Here is a 24166-nt window from a genome sequence, read left to right as displayed (position 1 = left end):
CTCACGCGTCGATCGCATCCCGGTCGACGCGGTCGGCGGAGTCGATGAGCCAGTTGCGGCGCGGCTCGACCTTCTCCCCCATCAGCAGTTCGAGGATGCGTTCGGCGGCGTCGACGTCGTCGAGGGTGATCCGGCGGACGGCGCGGGTGGCCGGGTTCATCGTGGTGTCCCACAACTCGTCGGCGTCCATCTCACCGAGACCCTTGAAGCGTGGGATGGGTGTGACGATCTGCTTGCCGGCCTTTTCCAGCTTGCGGACCGTCGTCTCCATCTCGGCCTGGGTGTAGGTGTAGGTGGTCTGCGGGTTGCGCCCCCTGGTGGTGATCTTGTGCAGGGGCGGCATCGCGGCGTAGAGCCGACCGGCCTCGATCAGCGGGCGCATGTACCGGGCGAAGAGGGTGATCAGCAGCGTCCGGATGTGGGCGCCGTCCACGTCGGCGTCGGCCATGATCAGCACGCGGCCGTAGCGCAGCGCGGACAGGTCGAACGTGCGCCCCGAGCCGGCACCGAGGACCTGCACGATCGCGGCGCACTCGGCATTGTCCAGAACCTGCTGGAGGTTGGCCTTCTGGACGTTGAGGATCTTGCCGCGGATCGGCAGCAGCGCCTGGTATTCCGAGGATCGCGCCATCCGGCTCGTGCCGAGCGCGCTGTCGCCCTCCACGATGAACAGCTCGCTGCGGTCGATGCCGGTGGCCCGGCAGTCGACGAGCTTCGGCGGCATGGACGCGCCCTCCAGGGCGGTCTTGCGCCGGGCGGCGTCCTTCTGTTGCTTCTGGGTGAGACGCACCCGGGCCGCGTCGACGATCTTCTGCAGGACCGTGCGGGCCTCGGCCTTGGTGCGCCGGTCCTCCAGCCAGGCCTTCACGTGCGCGTCGACCAGACCCTGGAGCACCTTGGTGATCCCCGGGGTGGACAGCTCGTCCTTGGTCTGCGAGGTGAACTGGGGCTCGGGGATGCGCACGTGCACCACCGCGGTCATCCCCTCCAGGACGTCGTCCAGGGTGGGCGGCTCCTCCTTGGCCTTGAGCAGGCCGCGGGTGTTGCGGACCGCGTCGGCGAGGGCGCGGACGAGGGCCCGCTCGAAGCCCTTGCGGTGGGTGCCGCCGTGTGCGTTGCGGATGGTGTTGGTGAAGCACTCGACGGTGCGGTCGTAGCCGGTGCCCCACCGGAACGCCACCTCGACCTCGGCGCGCCGCTGCACGTTGGACTGCATGACGCCGTTGGCGTCGGCGGCGTTCTCCCGGTAGGTGCCCTCGCCGTTGACCAGCAGGGTGCCGGAGACGGGCCGGTCGCCGGCCGGTGCGAGAAACTCCACCATGTCACTGAGCCCGTTGGGGTAGTGGAACCGCTCCTCGGCGGGCGCCTCGCCGGTCAGGTCACGCAGCAGGTAGGTCACGCCGGGGACCAGGAAGGCGGTGTTGCGCAGCTTGGTGCGGACGGCGTCCACGTCGAGTGCGGCGCCGGTCTCGAAGTAGCGGGCGTCGTGCCACCAGCGGATCGAGGTGCCGGTGCGTTGGCCGCGTTTCATCGCGCCGGTGACCTGGAGGCCGGGGCCGGCGGTGAAGGGCGCGTCGGGCCCGGCGCCGTCGAAGATGCCCGGGACGCCGTGCCGGAAGGACATCGTGTGGATCTTGCCGGCTCGGCGGACTGTCACGTCGAAGCGGCGGGACAGCGCGTTGACCGCCGAGGCGCCGACGCCGTGCAGGCCGCCGGAGGTCTTGTAGCCGGAGCCGCCGAACTTGCCGCCGGCGTGCAGCCGGGTCAGCACCAGCTCGACGCCGGAGATGCCGGATTTGGCGTGCACGTCGGTGGGGATGCCCCGGCCGTCGTCGTCGACCTGCACCGAGCCGTCGGCGTGCAGGATCACCTCGACGTGGTCGGCGTGACCGGCGACACCCTCGTCGGTGGAGTTGTCGAGGATCTCGTTGACGAGGTGACCCACGCCACGGCTGTCGGTGGAGCCGATGTACATGCCGGGCCGCTTGCGGACAGCGTCCAGCCCCTCAAGGTGGGTGAGGTCATCGGCCCCGTACAGGGTGTCAGGCTCTGCGGTCAACTGGTCGTACTCCCCGGTCTCGGCGGTGTGCTGCCGGTCACCGGCGACATCAGCCGGCGTGGCGCGCCGCAGCGAGCCTAGCCCGAGGCTAGGACAACTCCCGGAGGACCTACGCGACCCGCCGCGCGATGGCCCTCGGACGTGAGCCAGCGAACAGTCAGCCGGTGAGCACGGGAGCACGCACCGCAAAGCACGATCACGGTCGGTTGGGGCGCACGGCTTCGGAAAGTGACCGGAGTGTGCCACATGTCTTTCATCGAACGAATCTGTTACGGGCCATTGACGCCCGTTGCACAGGGGTGATCTGATCGCGCTCTCAGAGAATCTTTCATCTTTCGATGGATGGGGGCCCCATGCCCAGGTTCCGGCGTACCGCGCTCGCCGCGGGACTAACGATCGCCATGGCCGCGTTGTCGACCGCCGTCGCGCTGCCCGCACCCGCGTCCGCCGCGCTGCCCACCGCCGCGGTGGCACTCGGCGACAGCTTCATCAGCGGCGAGGGCGCCGGGGCGTACACCCCGGTGGTCGACGTCAACGGTGTCGCCCAGGGCTTCCCCGGTTGGACCGCGGCGAACAACAACGCGTTCTTCTGCCACCGTTCGGCAAACGCCTCGCTGCACCAGGCCAACCTGCCGGGCATCCAGAACCGGTTCAACCTGGCCTGCTCCGGCGGCCAGCCGCACGACATCGCCAACGCCTCGCAGGCGCGGACGAACGGCCGGACCGTGGCCGCGCAGCTGGACCAGCTCCGCGCCGTCGCGCAGACCCAGGACATCGACCTGGTGCTGGTCGGCCTGGGCTCCAACAACAGCTCGTTCACCTTCGGCAGCGTCGCGGAGAAGTGCGCCAACCGGTTCATCGCCGACGCCTGGACCGGCTGGTGGGAGTTCTGGGCGTACCTCGGCGGGCCGGTGGAGCAGAAGCCGTGCAGCGACGCCGACCTGGCCACCGCGGCACAGCTCAGCGCCGCGACCGCGGAGACCACCGCCGCCGTACGCCAGATCCTGACCACCCTGGACCAGATCGACGCGGACGGACAGCACCGGGTGGTGTTCCAGGACTACACGAACCCGCTGCCGCTGGACCTGAACCCGCAGTTCCACGAGGAGGACAGCCGCGACGACACCCGGGACAAGTTCCGTGACCTGGGTGCCGAGCGGTACGCGGCGGGTTGCCCGATCCACCGGGCCAGCCTGGCGCCCGGACACCGGTTCTCGCAGGGCCTGGGCACCATCGTGAAGTCCGCCCGGGACACCCTCGCGGCCGAGTTCCCCGCCGACGAACTGGTCTACCTGAACGTGCAGCAGGCCTTCAACGGCGCTCGGCTGTGCGAGCAGACCAGCAGCCCGACGGGCTCGCTGGCCACGCCGATCCGGCTGCAGGACGGCGCGAGCGGCACCTTCGTCACCAGCCTGTCCGGCAAGGACAAGATCGCCATCCAGCGCATCGCCAACACCTGCGTCAGCTACTTCCAGACCTGCCAGGAGTCCTGGCACCCGAACGCCACGGGTCACCAGGTGCTCGGTCAGTGCCTGAGTGGAGCCGCCACCACCAGCGCCCGCTCGGTCGCCTGCGTCCGCGCCGGCAACGGGACGATCTCGGTCTCCTGACCGCGTCGCCAACCGGAGGGCCCCGCTGCGGCGGGGCCCTCCGTCGCGTCGGCGCACCGTCGGCTACCCGCCGGTAACGCCGGGACCGTAGGCTGAGCCGGTGGATCAAGATCCGGAGTACGCGCAGGAGTTCGTCGACGTCGACGGCGGCCGGTTGGGTGTGCAGGTCTACCCCGAACCGCCCGACACCACGGGTGCGCCGGTGGTCGTGATCTGGCCCGCGATGGGTGTGCGGGCCCGCTACTACCGCCCCTTCGCGGCCACGCTACGCGCCGCCGGGTTGGCCGTGGTCGTCGCCGACCTGCGCGGAACCGGGGCGAGCACTCCGACGCCGAGCCGGGCCGACCGCTACGGCTACGCCGAGTTGGCCGACGACGTCGGGGCCGTTCTGGCCGCCCTCAAGCCACGACTGGACGGGCGTAACCGCCTGTTGCTGGGGCACTCGCTCGGCGGTCAGGCCGCGCTGCTGCACCTCGCCCTGCACGGCGGCGACGAGGTGGACGCGTTGGCACTGATCGCGGTCGGCATCCCGTACTGGCGACACTACCCGGGCCTGCGCGGCCTCGGCGTCCTGCCGTACACCCAGGGGATCGCCGCCACCGCGGCCCTGCTGCGGGTCTGGCCGGGCTGGGGCTTCGGCGGCCGGCAGGCGCGCGGCGTGATCCGCGACTGGGCCCACACCGCGCGCACCGGCCGTTTTCCCCGGCTGAACGGCACGGACACCGAGGCTGCGGTACGCGCGGTGCGCACGCCGACGCTGGCGGTCAGTGTGGACGACGACCAGTACACCCCGCACGAGACGATGGACGCCCTCTGCGCGAAGCTCGTCGCGGCCCCGCTCACCCGGGAGCGCTACTCGGTGGCGGAGGCCGGTGCGGCTCTGGACCACTTCACGTGGGTCCGCGCGAGCACCCCGTTGGCGCGGCGGATCGCCAGTTTCGCCGGCGACCTGCCGCCCCGCTGAGCCGGGTCGGGCCGGTCACTCGTCCTGGTCCAGCGGCACCAGCTCGCCGTCGCGCTCCACCTGGATCTTGGCGTGGTCCTTGCGCGGCGCGACCTCCGCGGTGTTCTTGTGTGGGTCGTTGTCCGGGTGCATGAGCACCGCGTCGGTTTTCGGGGTCTTCTCCCGACTCTCGTCCGGCTGCGACATCCCGTTCCCCTCTCGGTCAGCGTCGCTCGGGATCTACCCGCCACCGCGCGAACGACTCCTGCCGGCGGTGGTGCGGCACCTCGAAACCCGTATGTCGCGGTCCTGCCGGTGCGGTGCCGATCGGCCGCCGGGTGACGGGGTTAGCCGCCCGGGCGGCGGGTAAGCCGCAGCGCCCAACACGGCGGAAGGGGATCACATGTCCGAACGGCATACCGCACTGCGCTCGATGCACGATCTGGGTCTCGCGGCCTGGTTCGGCGGCTCCCTCATGGGTGCCTTCGGCGTCAACGGCGCGGCAGGGAAGATCAGCGACTCGACCCAGCGACTCTCGGTCGCGTCGGCCGGATGGTCCAGATGGACCCCGGTCAACGCCGCCGCCATCGGCGCGCACCTGGCCGGTGCGGTCGGCGAGTTGGTGACGGAGAGCCCACGCGTGGCGGCTCAGTCCGGGGTGGGCCGTACCAGCGCCATCAAGACGGCGTTGACGATCGGCGCGCTGGCCGTGACCGGCTACAGCCGGTTGGTCGGCATGCGCCTGGAGAAGGCCGGTGCCTCGCCGGTGAGCGGGACCACCGAGCCGAACCACCAGACCCCGGCGAGCGTGGCCTCCTCGCAGCGGCAGATGAAGCTGCTCCAGTGGGCCATTCCGGCGTTGACCGGGGCCCTGGTGGTGGTCACCGCGTACATGGGTGAGCAGCAGAAGCCCGGCCAGGTGTTCAAGGGGATTCTCGGCCGGGGCAGCAGCATGAAGGGTGCCTCGAAGGGCATGATCAAGATGGCTGGCACGAGCAACGGAAAACGGCCGATGGCGATGGCCGGACGCTGAACGCCGGGCCGGCCCGCGTCCCGCCGCCCTCTCGACGGTGGGGCGCTGGCCGGTCCCGTGCGCTCCCCGACGCGGCGACGACGCTCCTGCGACGGCACCGGCGCGGGCGGGCGCGACCCGAGAACGGCACACCGTCCGCCGGCAGCGGCGGACCGACGAGCGGGGTGGCCATGACGGTGCACAAGGGACGCAGTGGTGACAACGACCGGCAGGAGCCGGAGGCGACCCAGCCGTGGGGCGGCGGCGACGGCTTCGACGCCGACGCGCCCTGGGGTGCCGACGCGGACTCGCCGATGGACGAGGGCAGCGAGGAGACCGCGGTGCCCGAGGGACGACGCGGGGAACGGCGTGCGGGTGCCCCGTCGGGCCGGACCGACCCGGCGGGACGGCACGGCTTCGGCTCGGTGGAGCCGACCCGGACGACGATGGCCGGCCCCGGCGCCCCACCGGACCCGGCGCCCAGCGGCCGGACCTTCCCGGACGACGCCGACATCGGCGATTCGACACAGGACGCGCTGCGTAGCCGGGGTCGACGCTCCTGATCCCCCGTGGCCGGTCAGCCGCTCGATCCGGCCGCAACACTCCGGTCGGCGATCATGGTCTCGGTGAGCAGTTGCGCCAGCCGGGTCGCGTCGCGTTGGGCCTGACCGGCGCAGCAGTTGTTGAACAACACGTGCAGGTCGTCGGTCGGACCGGCGAGCTCGGCCAACCGCCCGGCCCAGTGCGCGAGCTCGGCCTCGTCGTACGCGTACCGGAACTTCTCCTGCTTGTCGCCGTCGCCCCAGGCCCGGCTGTGGCCGTGGAACCGGACGATCGCCGGCTCCGCGGTCGTGGTCAGGATCGGCGGCACCGACGAAGGGTGCCCCTGCGGCATGTCGACGCAGACCAGGGACAGGTCGTGCGCGCGCAGCAGGTCCAGCGTGTCCGACGCGGCCGGGCCGTCGAACCAGGAGCCGTGCCGCAGCTCCACACCCACCCGCCACGGCCGGCAGCGCTGCGCCAGCTCGACGATCCGGCGTTCGGCCGCCGCGCCGCGCACCAGCCACGGTGGGAACTGCAACAGCACCGCACCCAGCTTGCCGGCCGCCGCGATCGGGTCGAGGGCCGCGCGGAACCGGGCCCACAGCTCGTCGTACGCCCGCTCCGGCAGGTCCCGGCGGCGGATCCGGCTCGGGCCGGCGGTCGGGCGCAGGTCCCGGGGTAGCGCGGCGACCGGCGTCGGATGGCCGGTGAAGAGACTGAACGCCTTGACGTCGAAGGTGAAGTCGTCGGGTGTGGCGTCGACCCAGCCCTGCGTGGTCTCCGGTACGGGTACGGCGTAGTAGGACGTGTCGACCTCGACCAGCGGGAACCGGCCGGCGTAGAAACCGAGCCGACGGGCCGGCGTGTTGGCCGAGCGCGGGTACCACCCCGAGCGCAGCAGCGACTGGTCGGCCCAGGACGACGTACCCACCTTGATCACACCCATGTCATTCAGTGGACCGCCACCGACGCGGATCGGCAACCGCTGGCGGCTCGTACGTCGCACGTCGTGTCCGACACCGGAAGTGTCGGTGCCTGGGCCTACGGTGGCACCGAGTGGACATCGACGAAGGGTGGCGGCATGACCAGCACGGAGCAGCTCACCGGTGAGCGGGCCGATCTACTACAGACGCTGCGCCGGCACCGGGGTTTCCTGCTGCACACGGTGGACGGGCTCACCGACGAGCAGGCCGCCACCCGCCCGACGGTGAGCGAGCTGAGCCTCGGCGGCCTGGTCAAGCACGTGGCCGGCGTCGAGCACCGGTGGATGCTCTTCGCCGTGGGCGGCGCGGAGGCGATGCAGCGTGAGGAGATCGACTGGGTCGGTCAGTTCCAGCTGGCACCGGGCGAGACCCTCGCCGGTCTGGTCGAGCGGTTCCAGGCGGTTGCCGCCCAGACCGACGCGCTGGTCGCCACCCTCGACCTGGACGCGGCGCACCCGCTGCCGCAGGCACCCTGGTTCGAGCCGGGGGCGAGTTGGACGGTCCGCCGGGTGCTGCTGCACCTGATCGCCGAGACGTCCCAGCACGCCGGGCACGCCGACATCCTGCGGGAGTCGATCGACGGCGCGAAGACGATGGGCTGACCGGCAGGTCCTATCGGCCGCTGTTGGCGGGCGCCTCGGCCTCGATCAGGCCACGCACGTAGGCGGCCTGGCCGACGTGTTGCAGGTCGTCGTCGGCGATGCTGACCAGACGGACGCCGAGGGTGACCGGCGGGTCCCACGACTCGTCGACCACCCGGTCCAGGTCCGCCGGGTGCAGACCGGCCAGGAACGAGCCGGTCCGCGACGCCACCGCCTCGTAGTAGTCGACGAGTGCCTGCGCACTCTCCGGCCGCACCGCCTCGACCTGGGCAGCCGAGTGACCGTAGCCGGTGTCGTCCGGGTCGGCTTTGAGCCCGAACCGGCCCGCCCAGTCGCCGCTGACCCAGATCTGCTCGGTGTCGAGCAGGTCGGCGACGTGGTGGTCCTGCACCCGGGTCAGGTGCCAGACCAGCCAGCCGATCGTGTTGGCGCCCTCGACGGGTGCCCGGTGCAGTTGCTCCGGGCTGAGGCCGTCGACCGCCGCGCGGACGAGGTCGGGCAGCCGGTCGTACGTCTCGGTCAGCAGGTCACTCACGTCCACCGGGCACACCTCCAGGTTGGTTTCCGATCAGGTACCGCCGACAGCGGGCGCGCAAACCTCGGTCGCTACGGTGATCGAATGGTCGCCGCGGTGGAGCTGTATCTGGACCCGGACGCCACCCGCAGGATCCGGGTGCTGTGGGACGCGCTGGAGGCCGAGGGCGTGCAGAGCATGCGCTCGCTGTTGGAGCAGCGCCACCGTCCGCACGTCTCGCTCGCGGTGGCGCCCCGCCTTGACCCCGCGCAGGTCGCCGAAGCGCTGCACGGGACGGTCGTGGCGGCCCCGCTGCGACTGGACTTCCAGCACGCCGGGCAGTTCGTCGGCCGGGTGCTCTGGCTCGGCCCGGTGCCCACCCCGGAGATGCTGGCCCACCAACGGATGGTGTCCGACCGGCTCACCGCCGCCGGCGTCGCCCTGAGCGAGCACTACCGGCCGGGCCGCTGGGTGCCGCACTGCACGCTGTCCATGCGGGTGCCGAACGCGCTGATGGCCGCGGCGGTGCGCCGCTGTCTCGAGGTGTTGCCGCTGGCCGCGACGGTGGTCGGCGCGGCGCTCACCGACCATGCCCGCGGCATCGCCCACCCGTTGCCCTGAACCACACGGGTCCGGCGCGGCCGCGCCGGTCAGGAGGCCCGGCGGCGGCGTCGTGGACCAGGACGTCGCGTCGACCGAGCCGGCGCAGCGCCGCCCATGGTCCTGCCGAGACTCAGGCGACCGGTGGTGATCCACTCGGGTTTGGTGAAGACGCGGTATCCGGAACGCCGGGATGCCCCGATATTCGTGAAACCGAGTGGATCACTTACCGCGGCGGGCACCAGGAAGATCGCGCTCGATCCAGGAACGAGTGCCCCTCGATGCGCGCACGAGGCCACTACAACCAGGATCGAGCACGATCAGGCGAAGGCGAAGGCGAAGGCGAGAATGTCCGGTTTGGCGGGTCACAGTCAGAAACCCGAAAACAAGCGGTGCGGATGCGGCCGGGCGTGGGAAGGTTCGAGGTGGCTGTCGTACCGGTGGCGCGCTGACGCCGCGCCACCGACGGCGGCTTCGACGAGGAGAGGCGGGGCCCATGGAGGCTCAGCGCAGGCCAGCGCGTGCGGAGCGAAGCCAGGCCCGGGACGACCGGACCGGCGGCGGCATGACCGGGGCGGCGACACCACTGACGATCTGGGCCGCCGCCGTCCTGCTCGGCCGGATCGCTGCCGGCGACGACGACATCGAGGACGAGCGGCACATCCTGCGCGGCATCGAGTGATCCCCGGCCGCGTGGTTCACAGCCAGCCGCGCCGCTTGAAGATCAGGTAGAGGGTGCCGCACACCATCAGCATGAGCAGCAACGCGAACAGGTAGCCGAAGCGCCAGTTCAACTCCGGCATGTGGACGAAGTTCATCCCGTACACGGTGCCGATGAGCGTCGGGGCGAACAGGATCGCCGCCCAGGACGAGACCTTCTTCAGCTCCTCGTTCTGGGCGTAGCTGGCCGCGTTGAGGCTGCGCATCTCCTCGTTCTGCTGCTGCGAGACGAGCGTGGCGTTGACGGTCAGGATGTTCTGCAACAGGTGCCGAAAACCGTCCACCCGCTCCACCACCTGGGTCAGGTGGTCGGTCACGTCGCGCAGGTAGCGCCGCAGTTCCTCGTCCGTGTTGGCGCTGCCGGCGCCGTCGGCCAGCGCGTCGAGCACGGTGAGCAGTGGCCGGGCGGCGCGCTGGAACTGGATGACCTCGCGGCTGAGGCCGTAGATGCGGCGGCTCGCGTTCGGGTCGCCGCCGAACACCTGGGTCTCAATCTCGTCGATGTCGTTCTCCAGCCCGGCCACCACCGGCGCGTACCCGTCGACGACCTGGTCGAGGATCGCGTACAGGACCGCCTGCGGGCCCCGGGCCAGCATCTGCGCGTCGGTCTCCATCCGCCGCCGCACCGCGGCCAGGTCGGGGGCCTCGCCGTGCCGGACGGTGACCACGAAGCCCGGCCCGATGAACAGGTGCAGCTCGGAGAACTCGACCTCCTCCCGCTGGTCGTCGTAGCGGGCGGCACGCAGCACCACGAACAGGGTGTGCCCGTACCGTTCCAGCTTGGGTCGCTGGTGGGCGTTGATCGCGTCCTCGACTGCCAGGTCGTGTAGCCGGAACTCCCGGGCCAGCGAGGTGATCTGGTCGATGTCGGGCCGGTACAACCCGATCCAGGCCATCGCGGCGTCCTGCTCCTGCAGACAGCGGTACGTCTCGGCGAGGCCGGACGGCGACGCGAAGCGGTGCCCGCGGACGTAGACCGCGCTGTCCACCAGACCACCGCTGGGCGGCTCGGTCGACTCCGTGGGCGGGGGCACACCCTCCGTCGTCTCGTACTCGTCCAGTTGGCGACCGAAGCCACCACCGGGGCGGAAGCGACGGCCACCGACCATGCCCTGTCCCCTCCCCCGGTGCCGTCCGGCCCCGCGCACTTCCGCCAACCCGGGGGCGCTGCATCCCCCGTGTCCCCGACCCGAAACCCGTCCCGCGGCCGGGTGGGTTCCGCGCACCGGCGGACGCGCGCACCCCCACCGGCGGATACTGACCGTGACCGTGGGCGGATGACGGGGGACGCGCCGATGGAGGTCGACAGGCGCGCCGGACGGCTGCGGGGGTGGTTGCTCGACGCGGGCTCGGACCAGGCCGTGCGGCACCCGGGGCCGCACGGACGTCCGCCGGAGGACCGGCACCACCCGTGGTGGAAGGTGATGTGCCTGACCGGCGTCGACTACTTCTCCACGCTGGGCTACCAGCCGGGCATCGCGGCGCTGGCCGCCGGGGCGCTGTCGCCGGTGGCGACCCTGGTGCTGGTGCTGGTGACGCTGCTGGGCGCGCTGCCGGTCTACCGGCGGGTGGCGGTGGAGAGCCCGCACGGCGAGGGCTCCATCGCGATGCTGGTACGCCTGCTGAGCTACTGGCCCGGCAAGCTGCTGGTGCTGGTGCTGCTGGGTTTCGCGGCCACCGACTTCATCATCACCATCACCCTCTCGGCCGCCGACGCGACCGCGCACATCGACGAGAACCCGTTCTGGCCGGACGGGCTCAAGGGGCACGAGGTGCTGCTCACGCTGCTGCTCGTGGCGCTGTTGGGCGCGGTGTTCCTCAAGGGATTCACCGAGGCCATCGGGATCGCCGTCGTGCTGGTCGCGGTCTACCTGACGCTGAACGCGGTGGTGGTGGTCGACGCGCTGTGGCGGGTGGTGACGCACCCGAGCACGGTCGAGGACTGGACCACCGCGCTGACCACCGCGCATGGTGATCCCTGGCTGGTGGTCGGGCTGTCGCTGCTGGTCTTCCCGAAACTGGCGCTGGGCCTGTCCGGCTTCGAGACCGGGGTGGCCGTGATGCCGAGCATCCGGGGCGACCCGCGGGACTCGGAGGCGCGCCCGCTGGGCCGGATCCGCGGTGCGCGCCGACTGCTCACCGCCGCTGCGGTGATCATGAGCGTTTTCCTGATCACCAGCAGCGTGACGACCACGGTGCTGATCCCGGCGGAGGATTTCCGGCCGGGCGGGCCGGCGAACGGACGGGCGCTGGCCTACCTGGCGCACGAGCACCTCGGGGAGGTGTTCGGCACCGTCTACGACCTGTCCACCATCGGGATCCTCTGGTTCGCGGGGGCGTCGGCGATGGCCGGTCTGCTCAACCTCGTCCCCCGCTACCTGCCCCGCTACGGCATGGCACCGGCCTGGGCGCGGGCCGTCCGGCCGCTGGTGCTGGTCTTCACCTCGGTGGCCTTCCTGATCACGGTCCTCTTCGAGGCCAGCGTGGACGCGCAGGGCGGCGCGTACGCCACCGGGGTGCTGGTGTTGATCACTTCGGCGGCGACGGCCGTGACGCTCGCGGCGGTCCGGCGGCGGCAGCGCGGTCGCGGCATCGCGTTCGGAGTCATCGCGGTGGCCTTCGTCTACACCACCCTGGCGAACGTGGTGGAACGCCCCGACGGCGTCAAGATCGCGGCCTGCTTCATCGGCGGGATCATCGTGGTGTCGCTGCTCTCCCGGCTGTCGCGGGCCTACGAGTTGCGCGTCGACCGGGTCGAGTTGGACCCGGTCGCGGCCCGGATGATCGACGAGCGGGCCGGACGGCGGATCCGGCTCATCGCCCACGAGCCCGACCGGCGCGACGAGGCCGAGTACCGCGCCAAGTTGGACCAGACCATGGCGGACAACGACTTTCCCGACGACAGCGACGTGATCTTCGTCGAGGTGCACGTCACCGACCCGTCGGACTTCGAGACCGAGTTGCTGGTGCGCGGCAGCATGGTGGACGACCGCTTCGCGGTGCTCAGCCTGGCCGCCTCCTCGGTGCCCACCGCGCTCGCCGCCCTGCTGTTGGAGATCCGCGACCGGAGCCGGCGACGCCCACACATCTACTTCGAGTGGAGCGAGGGCGGTCCGGCCCGCAACATCCTGCGGTACCTGGCCTTCGGGCAGGGGGCGATCGCCTCGGTCACCCGGGAGATCCTGCGCCGCCAGGAGCCCGACCCGCACCGCCGGCCGCACGTGCACGCCGGCTGACCTGCGGCCGGGCACCCGGTCCGGCACGGTGAGCGTGGTCATAACGACTGGACGATCCACCCGGAGGTGCTGCTAACCTCGCCGCAGGTCATGAGTGCCAGCGCGAAGCCCCGGCTCGCTGGCCGGCAACCCTCCTCCGCGGTGGGGTGCCCCGGGTGAAGACCAGGCACCGGCACGACGTCGGTGCAAGCGTGGCCTGGCACCCAGGTCAGCACCAGACCCGGGAGACCGTATGCGCATCTTCAGCTCCACCCCACCGGCCGACGTCGCGGATCTGCGCGCCGACCGGCTCGCGCCGGCACTGACCCGGCGACGGCACGTGGACATGATGCGAATGTGCAGCGCGGCGTGTCGCCGCCGCACCGCGCACTGACGCGTCCCTCTTCCCACACCCATTTCCAGCGGTACGCCCATCGGGCGCACCGTCGGCGGCGCACGTCCGTGCCCGCCGAGACACGACCTCTTTCGGAGACACCCGTGCGACTTCTTCCTGCCCTGACCCGTGCCGCCGCCCTCGGCGCGGCCACCATCCTGGCCGCCACCGCGCTCACCGCCTGCGGCGACGACAACTCGTCCGACACCACCGCCAACCCGTACGGCCTGGCCCAGCCGGGCGTGCTGCGGGCCGGCACCCTGACCGACGCCCCGCCGAACGTCTTCCTCAAGGACGGCAGGTTCACCGGCTTCGACAACGACCTGCTGACCGCCGTTGCCGGCAGGCTCGGCCTCACCGTGGAATTCGTCGGCACCGACTTCTCCGCGCTGCTCTCCCAGGTCAACAACCACAAGTTCGACGTCGGCAGCTCCTCGATCACCATCACCGAGGCGCGGAAGAAGACAGTCGACTTCGGCAACGGCTACGACTTCGGCTACTTCGGCCTGGACGTCCCGGCCGGCTCACCGATCACCGGCTTCGACCAGCTCACCGGCAAGCGGGTCGTGGTGGTGCAGGGCACCGTGCAGGACGACTACGCCACCGGAAAGCAGCTCGACCCGGTGCGGGTGCCGGACTACAACGGCGCGATCAACCAGCTCAAGGCCGGCACCGCCGACGCGTGGATCGCCCCGGCCGAGATCGGCGAGAAGTCGGCCGCCGACAGCAACGGCAAGATCACCGTGGCGGCCAAGCAGCTCAGCCCGGCCCCGACCGCGTACGCCGTGGCCAAGGGCAGCGACAAACTGCGCGAGGCGCTGAACAAGGGCCTCGACGAGGTCATCGCGGACGGCACCTGGAGCCGGTTGCAGACGCAGTACTACCCGGGCCGGCCGATCCCGGCGGACTTCACGCCGGGCAGCGGCACGGTGCCGGCACCGACCGGGTCCGTCGCGCCGTCCGCGTCCGGCACGCCCGTCACGCCGACCGCGTCCGCGTCGGCCGCGTCCTGAGCCGGTGACGAGCGAGCGGGGCGGTAGGAGAGGCGACCGATGGATCCGTTGAGCACCCTGTGGGAGACCTTCTTCGACACCGACGCGATGCGCGAGGCGCTGCCCGAGATGCTGACCGTCGGGCTGCCCAACACGCTGATCCTGGCGGTCTCCGCTGCCCTGCTCGGCTCGGTGCTGGGCCTGCTGTTGGCCGTCGCCGGCCTCTCCCGCAGTCGGTGGCTGCGCTGGCCGGCGCGGGTCTACACCGACGTGTTCCGGGGGCTGCCGGCGGCGGCGACGATCCTGCTGATCGGCGTCGGGCTCGCCCCGCTGGGCATGCAGGTCTGGGGACCGGACCCCTACCCGCTGGGAATCCTGGCGCTGTCGCTCATCGCGGCCGCGTACATCGGGGAGATCTTCCGCTCCGGCATCCAGTCGGTGGAGGCCGCCCAGTTGGAGGGCGCCCGCGCCCTCGGCTTCTCCTGGGCCGACGCGATGCGGCTGGTGATCATCCCGCAGGGCATCCGGCGGGTGCTGCCGGCCTGGGTGAACCAGCTCATCGCCCTGATCAAGGACTCCAGCCTGGTCTACTTCCTCGGCCTGGTGGCCAGTCAGCGGGAGCTGTTCCGGATCGGGCAGGACTACGCGGCCACCACCGGCAACGAGTCGGCGCTGCTGCTGGCGGGGCTGTGTTACCTGGCACTGACCGTACCGCTGACGCACGTCGTCAACTGGATCGACCGGCGGCTGCGCAACGGCCGCCCGGCAACCGCACCGTCCGCCGAGGACGAGGACGACGACACCCCATCGGCGTACGCCACGACGGAAGGACACCGGCGATGACCACCGTGACGACCACCTCGGTCAGCCTCGACGTCCGCGATGTGCACCTCGCCTTCGGACCGAACCGGGTGCTACGCGGCGTCGACCTCACGGTGGCGCGCGGCGCGACGGCCTGCGTGATCGGCCCGTCCGGGTCGGGCAAGTCCACCCTGCTGCGCACCATCAACCGGCTGATCGAGCCGGACCGCGGCGACGTACTGCTGGACGGGCGCAGCGTGCGGGGCGACGACCCGGACGCGCTGCGTCAGCGGGTGGGCATGGTCTTCCAGCACTTCAACCTCTTTCCGCACCTGAGCGTGCTGCGCAACGTCACCCTCGCGCTGCGCCGGCTCCGCAAGCTCGGCGCGGACGAGGCGGAAAGCATCGCGCGGACCCACCTGGAGCTGGTGGGGTTGGCCGGCAAGGCCGACGCGCGGCCGGCGCAGCTCTCCGGTGGTCAGCAGCAACGGGTGGCGATCGCCCGGGCGCTGGCGTTGCGGCCCGAGGTGATGCTCTTCGACGAGGCCACCTCGGCGCTCGACCCGGAGTTGGTCAAGGGTGTTCTCGCGGTGATGGCCGACCTGTCCGCCGCCGGCATGACCATGGTGGTGGTCACCCACGAGATGGGCTTCGCCCGGCAGGTCGCCGACACCGTCGCCTTCATGGACCGGGGCGTGGTGTTGGAGGCCGGCCCACCCGAGGCGATCTTCGAGCGGGCCGAGCATCCTCGGCTACGCCGGTTCCTCGCGCAGGTGCTCTGACCCGCGGGTCACTCGTTGGGTCCGCGCCCCAGCAGCCGGATCTCCTCGTTGTCCAGCGCGGCCTGGAGCTCCTGGAGCACCAGGTCGTCGATCTCCCGGTTGTCGCGCAGTCGGGTGACCTCGCGCCTCTTGTGGGCGAGGACCCCGAGGCGCAGCTTGTGTTCCAGCCGGCGCTCCTCGGCGGTGTTCCCGCCGCTCTCGCTGAGGTCCGTCAGGTGCCGCTGATACTCGGCCTGCAACCGGCGTACCGAATCCTCCTGGGCGCCGACCTCGGCGGCGACCTGCGGCAGGGCGGCCAGGCCCACCTCGGTGGCCCGCCGCCGGGCGTTGCGGGTCTCGTCGACGCGTTCCGGGTCGCCGGACAGCCCGGCCCAGCGCACGACCAACGGCAGGGTGGTGCCCTGCAGCAGCATGATCAGCACGATCACCAACGCGGTGACGAAGATGATCAGGTCTCGTTCGACGACCGGTCGACCGGCGACAGTCATCGTCGGGACGGCCAGGGCGGCGGCGAGCGACACCGCGCCCCGGAACCCGGACCAGCCGGCGACGGTCCCGACCCGCCAACTGGGCGGACCTTGGCCGTCGTCCATCATCCGGCGACGCCGCAGCCGCGCCGTCTGGGCGGTGAGGTAGATGAAGACCAGCCGGGTGGCCACGACGACCACTGTGACCACCAGCACGATCACCAGAGCCCGCTCGGGCGACGTGCTGGTGATGCCCCGCACCGCCCGGGGTATCTGCGTGCCGAGCAGGACGAACAGCCCGCCGTTGATCAGGAACGTGGTCAGGTCCCAGAACGCCAGCGCGAGCACCCGGGACCGGGCGCGGATCACCCGTGGCCCGGCATAGGACAGCATGAGCCCGGCGACCACCACCGCCAGCACCCCGCTGGCGTGCACCGCGTCGGCGAGCAGGAAGGCGCCGAACGGTGTCAGCACGCTCAGCGCGCCCTCGCGCAGCGGATCGTCGAGCCGCTTGCGGATCAGCACCACGGCGGCCCCCACCAGCAGGCCGGCGACCACGCCGCCGACGCTGGCGCCGACGAACTCCTCGCTGATGCCCAGCACGCCCGGCTTGGCGCTCTGACTGAGCAGACCCACGGCCACCGCGAAGACCACAAGCGCGGTGCCGTCGTTGATCAGGCTCTCCGCGTGCAGGGTGGTGAGGAGCTTGCGGGGCAGCCGTTTGGCCAGGCCGGTGACCGCGGCGGCGTCGGTCGGCGCGAGAACCGCGCCGAGCACCCAGGCGGCGGCGGGGTTCACCCCGAACGCCTGCGCCGCGAACGACACGGTGACCATGGTGAGCACCACCAGCACCACGGCGAGCAGACCGATCACCGGCAGGTTGGCCCGGATCTCCCGCAGGCTGATGGTGAGGCTCTCCCGGTACAGGATCGCCGGCAGGAAGATCAGCAGCACCAGGTCCGGTTTCAGGGTCACCTCGGACAGCGGCGGCGTGAGCCCCAGCAGCACGCCGAACGCGATGAGCAACACCGGCGGAGCGACCCGGTATCGACCGCCGAGAGTGGTGCCGACGAGGACGGTGGCGCCCAGCACCACGATCAGGATGAGCGCCTCCACGCGTACCCCCCTCGGACCATGGCCGACGGCGGACGCGCCGGTGGTTACATCTGACCGCACCACGGTTGCCGGTTCGGCAGGTTCCGGCAAGTCTGGCGGCTGGGGGAACGAGCTACGGGCTACTTCTCGTGCTCAGAGCCGGGCTGCGCGTCGCCTCGCCACGTCCGGTGGTCCGCACACCGGGGCGCACGAAGCGCGTCACTCGAACGCGCCACCGGTTGAGCATGTCAGTCCCCGTCGAGATAGGGCGCTACGACCTCGCGGGTGTCGGCGCTGCTCACCACCGGAACGATCTCGAAGGTGACGCCCGTGCCGCGCCACCCGAGCACCCACTGCTGAAGCAATCGCAGGTCGTCGCATCGCATGAGCTGGAAGCAGCGACCGAAGGTCGGCTCGACCCAGCTGTCCACGTACTCCAGTCCGTCCGGGAGCTGCCGGCCGCGGTCGCGGACCGCCTGGTACACCGGCACCATGTCGTTGTCGCGGAACCGCTCGATGACCATGAAGAGCATCGGGCATGGTAACCGGCGTCGACAGCCGAGGTGCCGGCCAGAGCGGCGCGCTGCGTCACCGGCACTACAGCCAGCTGTACCTCATCTCCGGTGGTAGGAGGTATCGGCCCAGGCTGCCGCCGTTCCTAGCATCGACGGTATGAGATCAAACGGGGACCCGTCGAGAGAGCGCGTCCCGCATGCCGCGACCGGCACGCTGTGCACTCGCGCGACGCCGACATCAGGGCCATCGTCGTACGCGGTGCGCTTGGAGTCGGTGTCGAAGGAGTACGGGTCCGGGAAGAACGCGGTCCGGGCTCTCGACGCGGTGACAGCCGCATTCCCGCGCGGTACGTTCACCGCCGTCATGGGCCCGTCCGGGTCGGGCAAGAGCACATTTCTGAACTGCGCGGCCGGCCTCGATCGGCCGACGTCGGGCCGGGTCATGCTGGGTGACACGGAGCTGTCCGGCCGGTCGGAGAGCGAGTTGACCGAGCTGCGGCGCGACCGCATCGGCTTCGTCTTCCAGGCGTACAACCTGTTGGGGGCGCTGACCGTCGAGGACAACGTCACGCTGCCGCTGCGGCTGGCGGACCGGAAGACCGAGCAGGCGTTCCTGCGAGAAGTGCTCACCGCGGTCGGCCTCGGCGAGCACGTCAAGCGGCGGCCGGGCGAACTGTCCGGAGGTCAGCAGCAGCGAGTCGCTGTCGCCCGCGCGCTGATCACCCGCCCGGAGGTGGTGGTCGCGGACGAGCCGACCGGCGCTCTGGACACCCGGTCCAGCAAGCAGGTTCTGGAACTGCTGCGACACGTCGTGGACGACCTGGGGCAGACGGTGCTGATGGTCACCCACGACCCGGTAGCCGCCTCCTTCGCCGACTCGATCGTGTTCCTCGCCGACGGCACGATCGCGGGCGAGCTGACCCGGCCCACTCCCGAGCAGGTCGCGTCGCGCATGACGCACCTGGGCGAGTGGTGATCCGCCGCATCCGGCGGATCGTCCGCCTCGTGGTGCCGTACCGAAAAGATCTGTCGCTGGCCTGGAGCACGATCAAGGGGCGCAAGGGCGGTTTTGTCGGCTCCTTCGTCGCGATCGCTGCGGGCTCGGCGGTGATCACCGCCTGCGGGACGCTGCTGGTGTCCGGGCTCGGCACCGGCGTGACCCCCGAGCGCTACTCGGGCACGGCGGTGGTCCTCGGCGCTCAGCAGTCGTTCCGGCTGGACGAGACCTCGGAGGTCCGCTACGGCGAACGCGTCACGCTGCCCGCCGACAAGGTCGCCGCCGTCGCCGCGGTGCCCGGTGTTCAGTCGGCCATCGGAGACGTCACCGTCGAGGTAGGCGTGCTGGCCTCGGACGGCGACGCGGTGGCCGGCCCGGACGGCTTCCCGGTGTTCGGGCACGGCTGGTCCGCTGCGGCGCTCGCGCCATTCCGGGTACGCGAGGGCCGGGCGCCCGCCGCGCCCGACGAGGTCGTGCTCGACGCCGATCTCGCCGCACGCGGCGACGTGTCGCTCGACGCGACGGTGCGGCTCGTTTCCGGCTCGGTCCCGGCGTCCTACCGCGTGGTGGGTATCGCCACCGCGCCGGGAGACGGGTTGGACCGGCAGTCCGCCGTGTTCGTCACCGACGACCAGGCGACCAAGCTGTCCGGCCGTCCGGACCGGGTGGACGCCATCGGTGTGCTCGCCGCCCCCGGTGTCACACCTGAGCAGTTGGCCGAGCGCATCACGGCCGCCGTGCCGGGCCTGGTGGCCCACACCGGAACGGGACGCGGCGACGTGGAGTTCCTGGACGTGGGCGACGCCCGCAGCCTGGTAGTCGAGACGGCGGCGTCGTTCGGCGGCACCATGGTGCTGATCGTGGTGTTCGTGGTGGCGAGCACGCTCGCCCTGTCGGTGCGGCAGCGCAGACGAGAACTGGCCCTGCTGCGTGCCATCGGCGCGACACCCAAGCAGATCCAGTGGATGATCGGCGCCGAGATGACCCTCGTGTCGTCGGTCGGCGCCGTGGTCGGCGCACTGCCCGGCGTGGCGCTCGCGTACGTGATGCGCAGCGTGTTCGTCGTCGCGGACGCGATGCCCCCGGACTTCCAGATGCGGGTGGGGTTGTTGCCCGTCCTGGCCTCGCTGGTGCTGTGCATGACCAGCGCCCGGCTTGCCGGCTGGTTGGTCGCGCGGCGGGTGGCCAAGATCAGTCCGGTCGAGGCGCTCGGAGACGCCCTTGTCGAGCCGAAGAAACTCGGCTGGGTCCGGTTGACCATCGGCGTCCTCCTCATCCCGCTCGGGCTGCTGCTGGCCCTGGGCAACGTCGCGTCGCCGGGCGACTCGGCCGCCGACACCGCGGGGAGCGCGGTGCTGTTGTTCGTCGTGGCGCTCGGGTGTCTTGGACCCCTGCTGCTTCGGGGCGCCGTCGTGCTGTTCGGCTCGCGCCTGAACCGGCAGTCCACGGCCAGCGGCTTTCTCGCCCAGGCCAACGCGCGGGCCAACTCGCGGCGGCTCAGTTCGGCCATTACACCGCTGGCCATGGGCGTGGCCCTGGCCGCCGTGCAGGTGTTCGGCGCCGCCACGACGATCGCGGCGGCGCGGCACCAACTCGAGGACGGCCTGAGGGCCGACCACGTGCTGACCGCGTCGTCCGGTGCCGGTGTCTCCCCGGAGGTCGTGGACGCCGTGCGCGGCGTGCCCGGCGTCGCAGTGACGACGCCGGTGGCACGGATGCGGGTGCTGGTGACCTTTCCGTCCGAGGACAGCACCGCGACCAGGGTCTTCGCCGCCCAGGGCGTGACGCCCGAACGGCTCTCCGAAACCATGGATCTCGCAGTGGACCAGGGCGACATCGCGGAACTGCGTGGCGAGGCGGTGGCGCTGAGCCGGGTCGTCGCGCAGACCGTCCGAGCGAGAGTCGGCGCGACGATCGAGCTCCGGCTCGGCGACGGCACGCTGGCCAGGCCACGGGTGGTGGCGATCTACGAGAACGGCCTGGGCTTCGGGGAGGTCACCCTGCCCAACGACCTCGTCGTTGCCCACACCACCGCGCGGGTGGACACCGCGGTGCTGATCAGATCGGTGGACGGGACCGACCCGGAGGCGCTCGCCGGCGCGCTGCGTGGCGCCGCCGCACGCTACCCGACGGTCCGGGTCGGCGACCGGCAGACGTTCCTGGCCGCACCTGGGCCCGGCGGCTCGGGTGACTGGGCACTGAACCTGCTGTTTCAGACGGTACTGCTGGGCTACATCGCCATCGCCGTGGTGAACACCCTCGTGATGGCCACGACGGCACGGGTTCGCGAGTTCGCGATGCTGCAACTCATCGGTGCCAGCCGAGACCAGCTCGGCGCGATGATGAACGGCGAGGCCAGAATCGTGGTCTTCGCGGCGCTGCTGTTCGGTTTGCTGGCGACGATCCCGCCGCTGATCGGCATCAGTCTCGGGCTGACGAAGTCGCCAGTTCCCACCATCTCCCTGACCGGACTCATCGCGATCGTGACGCTCACCATCGCACTGTCCTGGGGCGCGATCAGGATGGCCACCCGGTACGGGTTGCGACCCGCGCCGGTCGACGCGATCGGCGGGCGCGAGTGATCGACGACGGAAACCGGGGCGGATCAGCTACCGCTCATCCGGCCCGCGGCGTTGAGGTAGGCAAGCACGGCGAGGACGCGGCGATGGCCGCTGTCGGCCACGGCGAGGCCGAGCTTGGCGAAGATGTTGCCGATGTGCTTGTGGACAGCGTTGTCGGTGATAACCAGCTGCGCAGCGATCGCGGTGTTGTCGTGACCCTGTGCCATCAATGCGAGCACCTCACGTTCGCGTGGGGTGAGGGCGGCGATCGGGTCGCCAGCACGTTGAACGAGCTGCGCGATGACCTCGGCATCCATCGCGGTACCACCGGCGGCGACGCGGCGCAGCGCGTCAACGAACCCGTCCACCCGGCTGACCCGGTCCTTCAGGAGATAGCCGACGCCACCCCCGGTGGTGGAGAGCAGTTCGGCGGCGTACTGCTGCTCGACGTACTGCGACAGCACCAGGACCGGCAGGCCGGGGTGCTCCCGGCGGGCTTGGAGGGCGGCTCGGATACCTTCGTCGCGAAACGACGGCGGCAACCGGACATCGACGATTGTGACGTCGGGCCGGTGCTGCCGTACGGCGGCGAGGAAACCCGCCGCGTCGTCGGTGATGGCGGCGATCTGGAAGCCCGCTCGGCCCAGCAGCAGTTCCAGCCCGGTGGACAGCAATACGTTGTCCTCGGCGATCACGACCCGCATGGCAGCTCCACGGTGATGCCTGTCGGCCCGCCGGCCGGGCTGTCGACCTCGACGGTGCCGTCGAGCGCGAGTACTCGGCGACGGATCCCGGCTAGGCCGGTGCCCTGCCGATCGTCGGCGCCGCCGGTGCCGTTGTCAGTGATCAGCACCGACAGCCGGTCCGCCGTGCGGCTGACCCGTACGCCGGCCACTGTCGCCCGGCTGTGTTTGGTGACGTTGGTCAGCGCCTCGGCGACGGCGAAGTAGACGACGGTCTCCACCGCTGCCGGTACCCGCCCGAGGTCGCCGATGTCCAGCCGGGTCGGGACACCGCAGCGGGTGGAAACGGCGGTCAGGGCACCGTCGAGACCTCGGTCGGCGAGAATCGGCGGATAGACGGTCCGGATCACCTCGCGCAGTTCGGTCATCGCCTCTTCGGCCCCTTCGTGTGCGTCCCGAAGAAGTCCTTCCACGAACTGCTCGTCCCGCGGATTGTCGGCGAACGCCTGCCGGGCCACGGCCAGCCGCATCGCGATGGCCACCAGCCGGGCCTGCGTGCCGTCGTGCAGGTCGCGTTCGATTCGGCGCAGCTCCGCGCCGTGCGCGTCGAGCACGTCCGCTCGGGTGCGGGTCAACACGGCGACCCGTTCGGCGAGTTGGTCGTTCGTCGAGTACGACAGCACCACCAGGCATATTCGGGCGTGTGCCCAGGCGATCGGTGCGAAGCCCACATACGCCAGCGCGGTGAGGAGGACGATCTGCAGTGGACCGAGGGTGAGGGCTGTCGCCCAGCCGGTCACCGGAACGTCGATGAACAGCCGCGGCCGGCTCTCCGGCCGGAACGCCCACCACAGCGGTGTGGCGATCATGGCGACGACGATGTTGCCCGCGCACAGCAGCGCGGGCAGGCCGAACACCACTCCGGTCACCGCGTTCACCGGAAGCCACAGCAGGGCACGCGAGGTACGGACCGTGGCCGGATCGGCCCATGCCCGGCGTCCTGTCGCGCGCAGAGCAGGACGCGACGCCAACGGCGCACCGAGCAGTCGGCTGGCGCGCTCTCGGTGCCAGTTCGCCCAGAGCCGGGCGAGCCACGGGATCCACAGCAGCGGCAGCGCGAGCACCGTGACGACCCCGGAGAGTAGCGAGCCCAGCAGGTAGACACCGCTCCGCCGCCACTGCACCCACCGTCGACCCGACGTCACGGGATGTTGTTGCCCGGTAACCGCCGAGGAAGCTTGCCTTGCCGACACGGCGTCGAGTCTGCCCGGTGGCCGGCGCCGGCGCCATGACGGCACGGCCAGCACGCGCCCGCCGGCGCTCAGCTTCGCTCGTCGGCGCGGACGCGGGCGGTGAGCACCCGCGCGGTACAGCAGATGACCCTGGACGAACGGGTCAGTAGTCGCGGCGTGTATCAGAACCCCTGGATGGTCACCGAGCCGGCTGCTCCAGCTCGGCGCGGATCTGACCGAACACACCCTGCGGGTCGTCCGTCTTCGCGAAGCCGACGAAGGTCACCATGCCGAGCGTCTGATGATCACTCCAGGCGCAGATGTCGACGGGGATGCCCGTCTTGGCCGGTACGGTGCCGCAGCCGGCCAGGCCACCCAGAGGACCCGGTTGGATCGGCGCCACGTTGGTCACCTTCGGCAGCCCGGCGAAGGTCTTGTCCAGCGCCGCGGTCGGGTCGGTGATCGTTCCGGACACCGCGCTGATCAGGATGACCCGCTGGTCGTCGCCGGGAATGTGGAGCCCGCGCTCGCGGGAGTACACCTCTTTGGCCTGGACGTAGGCGGTGCCCATCGCGCTTGTGGGTTCAGCGCTGAGCAGCTTCTTGAAGGTGCCCATGTCCTGCTCGGCGTGGTCATGGAAACCCCGATCCACGGACTCGGTCCAGGTGCCCAGAAGCTTGTCTGGCTTGTCGATGCGCATCCTCGTGGCGGAGGGCGGTGACGGCGCGGTCGTAGCCGGCGCGGGGCCGCCGGCCCGCCCCGCACACCCGGTCGTGGCCAGCAGGATCGCCGACGTCAGCGCACCGATGACTGCTGTGGCAGCCGGCTTCGCGCGTGTCATGAGTT

General features: G+C 71.1%; 24 protein-coding genes and 1 riboswitch. Of the genes, 14 read left to right on the top strand and 10 right to left on the bottom strand.

Annotated elements, in window-relative coordinates:
- Position 1: 1 nt before the first annotated feature.
- Entirely contained in the window at positions 2-2131 is a 2130-nt protein-coding gene (locus AB0B57_RS05790; RefSeq protein WP_357065599.1) for a DNA topoisomerase IV subunit B, read from the bottom strand.
- A 281-nt stretch (positions 2132-2412) separates the two neighbouring features.
- Here AB0B57_RS05790 and AB0B57_RS05785 point away from each other — a divergent pair, with 281 nt between their 5' ends.
- Both AB0B57_RS05785 and AB0B57_RS05780 read left to right on the top strand, forming a co-directional pair.
- Positions 2413-3669 (top strand): hypothetical protein, encoded by a 1257-nt coding sequence (locus tag AB0B57_RS05785; protein ID WP_357065462.1) that lies wholly within the window; start codon positions 2413-2415, stop codon positions 3667-3669.
- Positions 3670-3769: 100 nt separating this feature from the next.
- Positions 3770-4633 carry an alpha/beta fold hydrolase gene (locus AB0B57_RS05780; RefSeq protein ID WP_357065460.1) on the top strand — a complete coding sequence of 288 codons (864 nt, stop codon included), beginning with the start codon at positions 3770-3772 and terminating at the stop codon, positions 4631-4633.
- A gap of 15 nt (positions 4634-4648) precedes the next feature.
- On the opposite strand, the gene AB0B57_RS05775 is transcribed toward AB0B57_RS05780, so the two are convergent.
- Entirely contained in the window at positions 4649-4819 is a 171-nt protein-coding gene (locus tag AB0B57_RS05775; protein WP_357065458.1) for a hypothetical protein, read from the bottom strand.
- Positions 4820-5015: 196 nt separating this feature from the next.
- Between AB0B57_RS05775 and AB0B57_RS05770 the strand changes: the two genes are divergently transcribed.
- Together AB0B57_RS05770 and AB0B57_RS05765 are read left to right on the top strand one after the other, a co-directional pair.
- The gene (locus AB0B57_RS05770) at positions 5016-5645 is read left to right on the top strand and encodes a hypothetical protein (RefSeq protein ID WP_357065457.1); all 630 of its coding nucleotides are present in this window, start codon (positions 5016-5018) and stop codon (positions 5643-5645) included.
- A gap of 170 nt (positions 5646-5815) precedes the next feature.
- Positions 5816-6187, top strand: coding sequence for a hypothetical protein (locus AB0B57_RS05765; protein ID WP_357065455.1), 372 nt, complete (start codon positions 5816-5818; stop codon positions 6185-6187).
- A gap of 14 nt (positions 6188-6201) precedes the next feature.
- Here AB0B57_RS05765 and AB0B57_RS05760 read toward each other — a convergent pair whose 3' ends face one another.
- Positions 6202-7113, bottom strand: coding sequence for a DUF72 domain-containing protein (locus tag AB0B57_RS05760; protein WP_357065454.1), 912 nt, complete (start codon positions 7111-7113; stop codon positions 6202-6204).
- 135 nt (positions 7114-7248) lie between these two features.
- Between AB0B57_RS05760 and AB0B57_RS05755 the strand changes: the two genes are divergently transcribed.
- Positions 7249-7752: a DinB family protein gene (locus tag AB0B57_RS05755; RefSeq protein WP_357065452.1), complete on the top strand. Its 504-nt coding sequence runs from the start codon at positions 7249-7251 to the stop codon at positions 7750-7752.
- 10 nt (positions 7753-7762) lie between these two features.
- Here AB0B57_RS05755 and AB0B57_RS05750 read toward each other — a convergent pair whose 3' ends face one another.
- Positions 7763-8293 (bottom strand): DUF664 domain-containing protein, encoded by a 531-nt coding sequence (locus tag AB0B57_RS05750; protein ID WP_357065451.1) that lies wholly within the window; start codon positions 8291-8293, stop codon positions 7763-7765.
- Between the two features lie 78 nt (positions 8294-8371).
- Between AB0B57_RS05750 and AB0B57_RS05745 the strand changes: the two genes are divergently transcribed.
- A complete protein-coding gene (locus AB0B57_RS05745; RefSeq protein ID WP_357065449.1) occupies positions 8372-8887 on the top strand; it encodes a 2'-5' RNA ligase family protein in 516 nt (171 codons plus the stop codon).
- A gap of 475 nt (positions 8888-9362) precedes the next feature.
- Positions 9363-9548, top strand: a complete 186-nt coding sequence (locus AB0B57_RS05740; protein WP_357065447.1) for a hypothetical protein — start codon at positions 9363-9365, stop codon at positions 9546-9548.
- 16 nt (positions 9549-9564) lie between these two features.
- On the opposite strand, the gene corA is transcribed toward AB0B57_RS05740, so the two are convergent.
- Positions 9565-10695 (bottom strand): magnesium/cobalt transporter CorA, encoded by a 1131-nt coding sequence (corA, locus tag AB0B57_RS05735; protein ID WP_357065446.1) that lies wholly within the window; start codon positions 10693-10695, stop codon positions 9565-9567.
- Between the two features lie 168 nt (positions 10696-10863).
- Here corA and AB0B57_RS05730 point away from each other — a divergent pair, with 168 nt between their 5' ends.
- The 5 genes from AB0B57_RS05730 to AB0B57_RS05710 all read left to right on the top strand — a co-directional run bounded on the left by AB0B57_RS05730 (position 10864) and on the right by AB0B57_RS05710 (position 15770).
- Positions 10864-12822, top strand: coding sequence for an amino acid transporter (locus tag AB0B57_RS05730; protein WP_357065444.1), 1959 nt, complete (start codon positions 10864-10866; stop codon positions 12820-12822).
- An 86-nt stretch (positions 12823-12908) separates the two neighbouring features.
- Positions 12909-13020, top strand: a riboswitch (SAM riboswitch).
- Between the two features lie 34 nt (positions 13021-13054).
- Entirely contained in the window at positions 13055-13195 is a 141-nt protein-coding gene (locus tag AB0B57_RS05725) for a hypothetical protein (RefSeq protein ID WP_357065442.1), read from the top strand.
- Positions 13196-13299: 104 nt separating this feature from the next.
- Complete coding sequence (locus AB0B57_RS05720; RefSeq protein ID WP_357065440.1) at positions 13300-14208, top strand: ABC transporter substrate-binding protein; 909 nt, start codon at positions 13300-13302, stop codon at positions 14206-14208.
- A 39-nt stretch (positions 14209-14247) separates the two neighbouring features.
- Complete coding sequence (locus AB0B57_RS05715) at positions 14248-15030, top strand: amino acid ABC transporter permease (protein ID WP_357065438.1); 783 nt, start codon at positions 14248-14250, stop codon at positions 15028-15030.
- Positions 15027-15770, top strand: coding sequence for an amino acid ABC transporter ATP-binding protein (locus AB0B57_RS05710; RefSeq protein WP_357065436.1), 744 nt, complete (start codon positions 15027-15029; stop codon positions 15768-15770). Before AB0B57_RS05715 ends, AB0B57_RS05710 begins: the two co-directional genes overlap by 4 nt.
- Before the next feature lie 8 nt (positions 15771-15778).
- Here the strand turns inward: AB0B57_RS05710 and AB0B57_RS05705 are convergent, their stop codons facing one another.
- Positions 15779-17353: a Na+/H+ antiporter gene (locus AB0B57_RS05705; protein ID WP_357065434.1), complete on the bottom strand. Its 1575-nt coding sequence runs from the start codon at positions 17351-17353 to the stop codon at positions 15779-15781.
- Between the two features lie 227 nt (positions 17354-17580).
- Entirely contained in the window at positions 17581-17865 is a 285-nt protein-coding gene (locus tag AB0B57_RS05700) for a DUF3303 family protein (RefSeq protein WP_357065433.1), read from the bottom strand.
- Between the two features lie 241 nt (positions 17866-18106).
- Here AB0B57_RS05700 and AB0B57_RS05695 point away from each other — a divergent pair, with 241 nt between their 5' ends.
- Together AB0B57_RS05695 and AB0B57_RS05690 are read left to right on the top strand one after the other, a co-directional pair.
- On the top strand, positions 18107-18823 hold the full coding sequence (locus AB0B57_RS05695; protein WP_357065431.1) for an ABC transporter ATP-binding protein: 717 nt from the start codon (positions 18107-18109) through the stop codon (positions 18821-18823).
- Positions 18817-21426 (top strand): FtsX-like permease family protein, encoded by a 2610-nt coding sequence (locus tag AB0B57_RS05690; protein ID WP_357065429.1) that lies wholly within the window; start codon positions 18817-18819, stop codon positions 21424-21426. The genes AB0B57_RS05695 and AB0B57_RS05690 overlap by 7 nt, the downstream gene beginning before the upstream one ends.
- A gap of 23 nt (positions 21427-21449) precedes the next feature.
- Here AB0B57_RS05690 and AB0B57_RS05685 read toward each other — a convergent pair whose 3' ends face one another.
- The 3 genes from AB0B57_RS05685 to AB0B57_RS05675 all read right to left on the bottom strand — a co-directional run bounded on the left by AB0B57_RS05685 (position 21450) and on the right by AB0B57_RS05675 (position 24161).
- Positions 21450-22109 (bottom strand): response regulator transcription factor, encoded by a 660-nt coding sequence (locus tag AB0B57_RS05685; RefSeq protein WP_357065428.1) that lies wholly within the window; start codon positions 22107-22109, stop codon positions 21450-21452.
- Positions 22097-23293, bottom strand: a complete 1197-nt coding sequence (locus AB0B57_RS05680) for a histidine kinase (RefSeq protein WP_357065426.1) — start codon at positions 23291-23293, stop codon at positions 22097-22099. The genes AB0B57_RS05685 and AB0B57_RS05680 overlap by 13 nt, the downstream gene beginning before the upstream one ends.
- 226 nt (positions 23294-23519) lie before the next feature.
- A complete protein-coding gene (locus tag AB0B57_RS05675; RefSeq protein WP_357065424.1) occupies positions 23520-24161 on the bottom strand; it encodes a hypothetical protein in 642 nt (213 codons plus the stop codon).
- Positions 24162-24166 lie beyond the last annotated feature (5 nt).

Source organism: Micromonospora sp. NPDC049101 (assembly GCF_040648675.1).
Lineage (GTDB): Bacteria > Actinomycetota > Actinomycetes > Mycobacteriales > Micromonosporaceae > Micromonospora.
The sequence above is the reverse complement of the archived record's forward strand: the minus strand, read 5'-3'. Positions and strand labels throughout refer to the sequence as shown.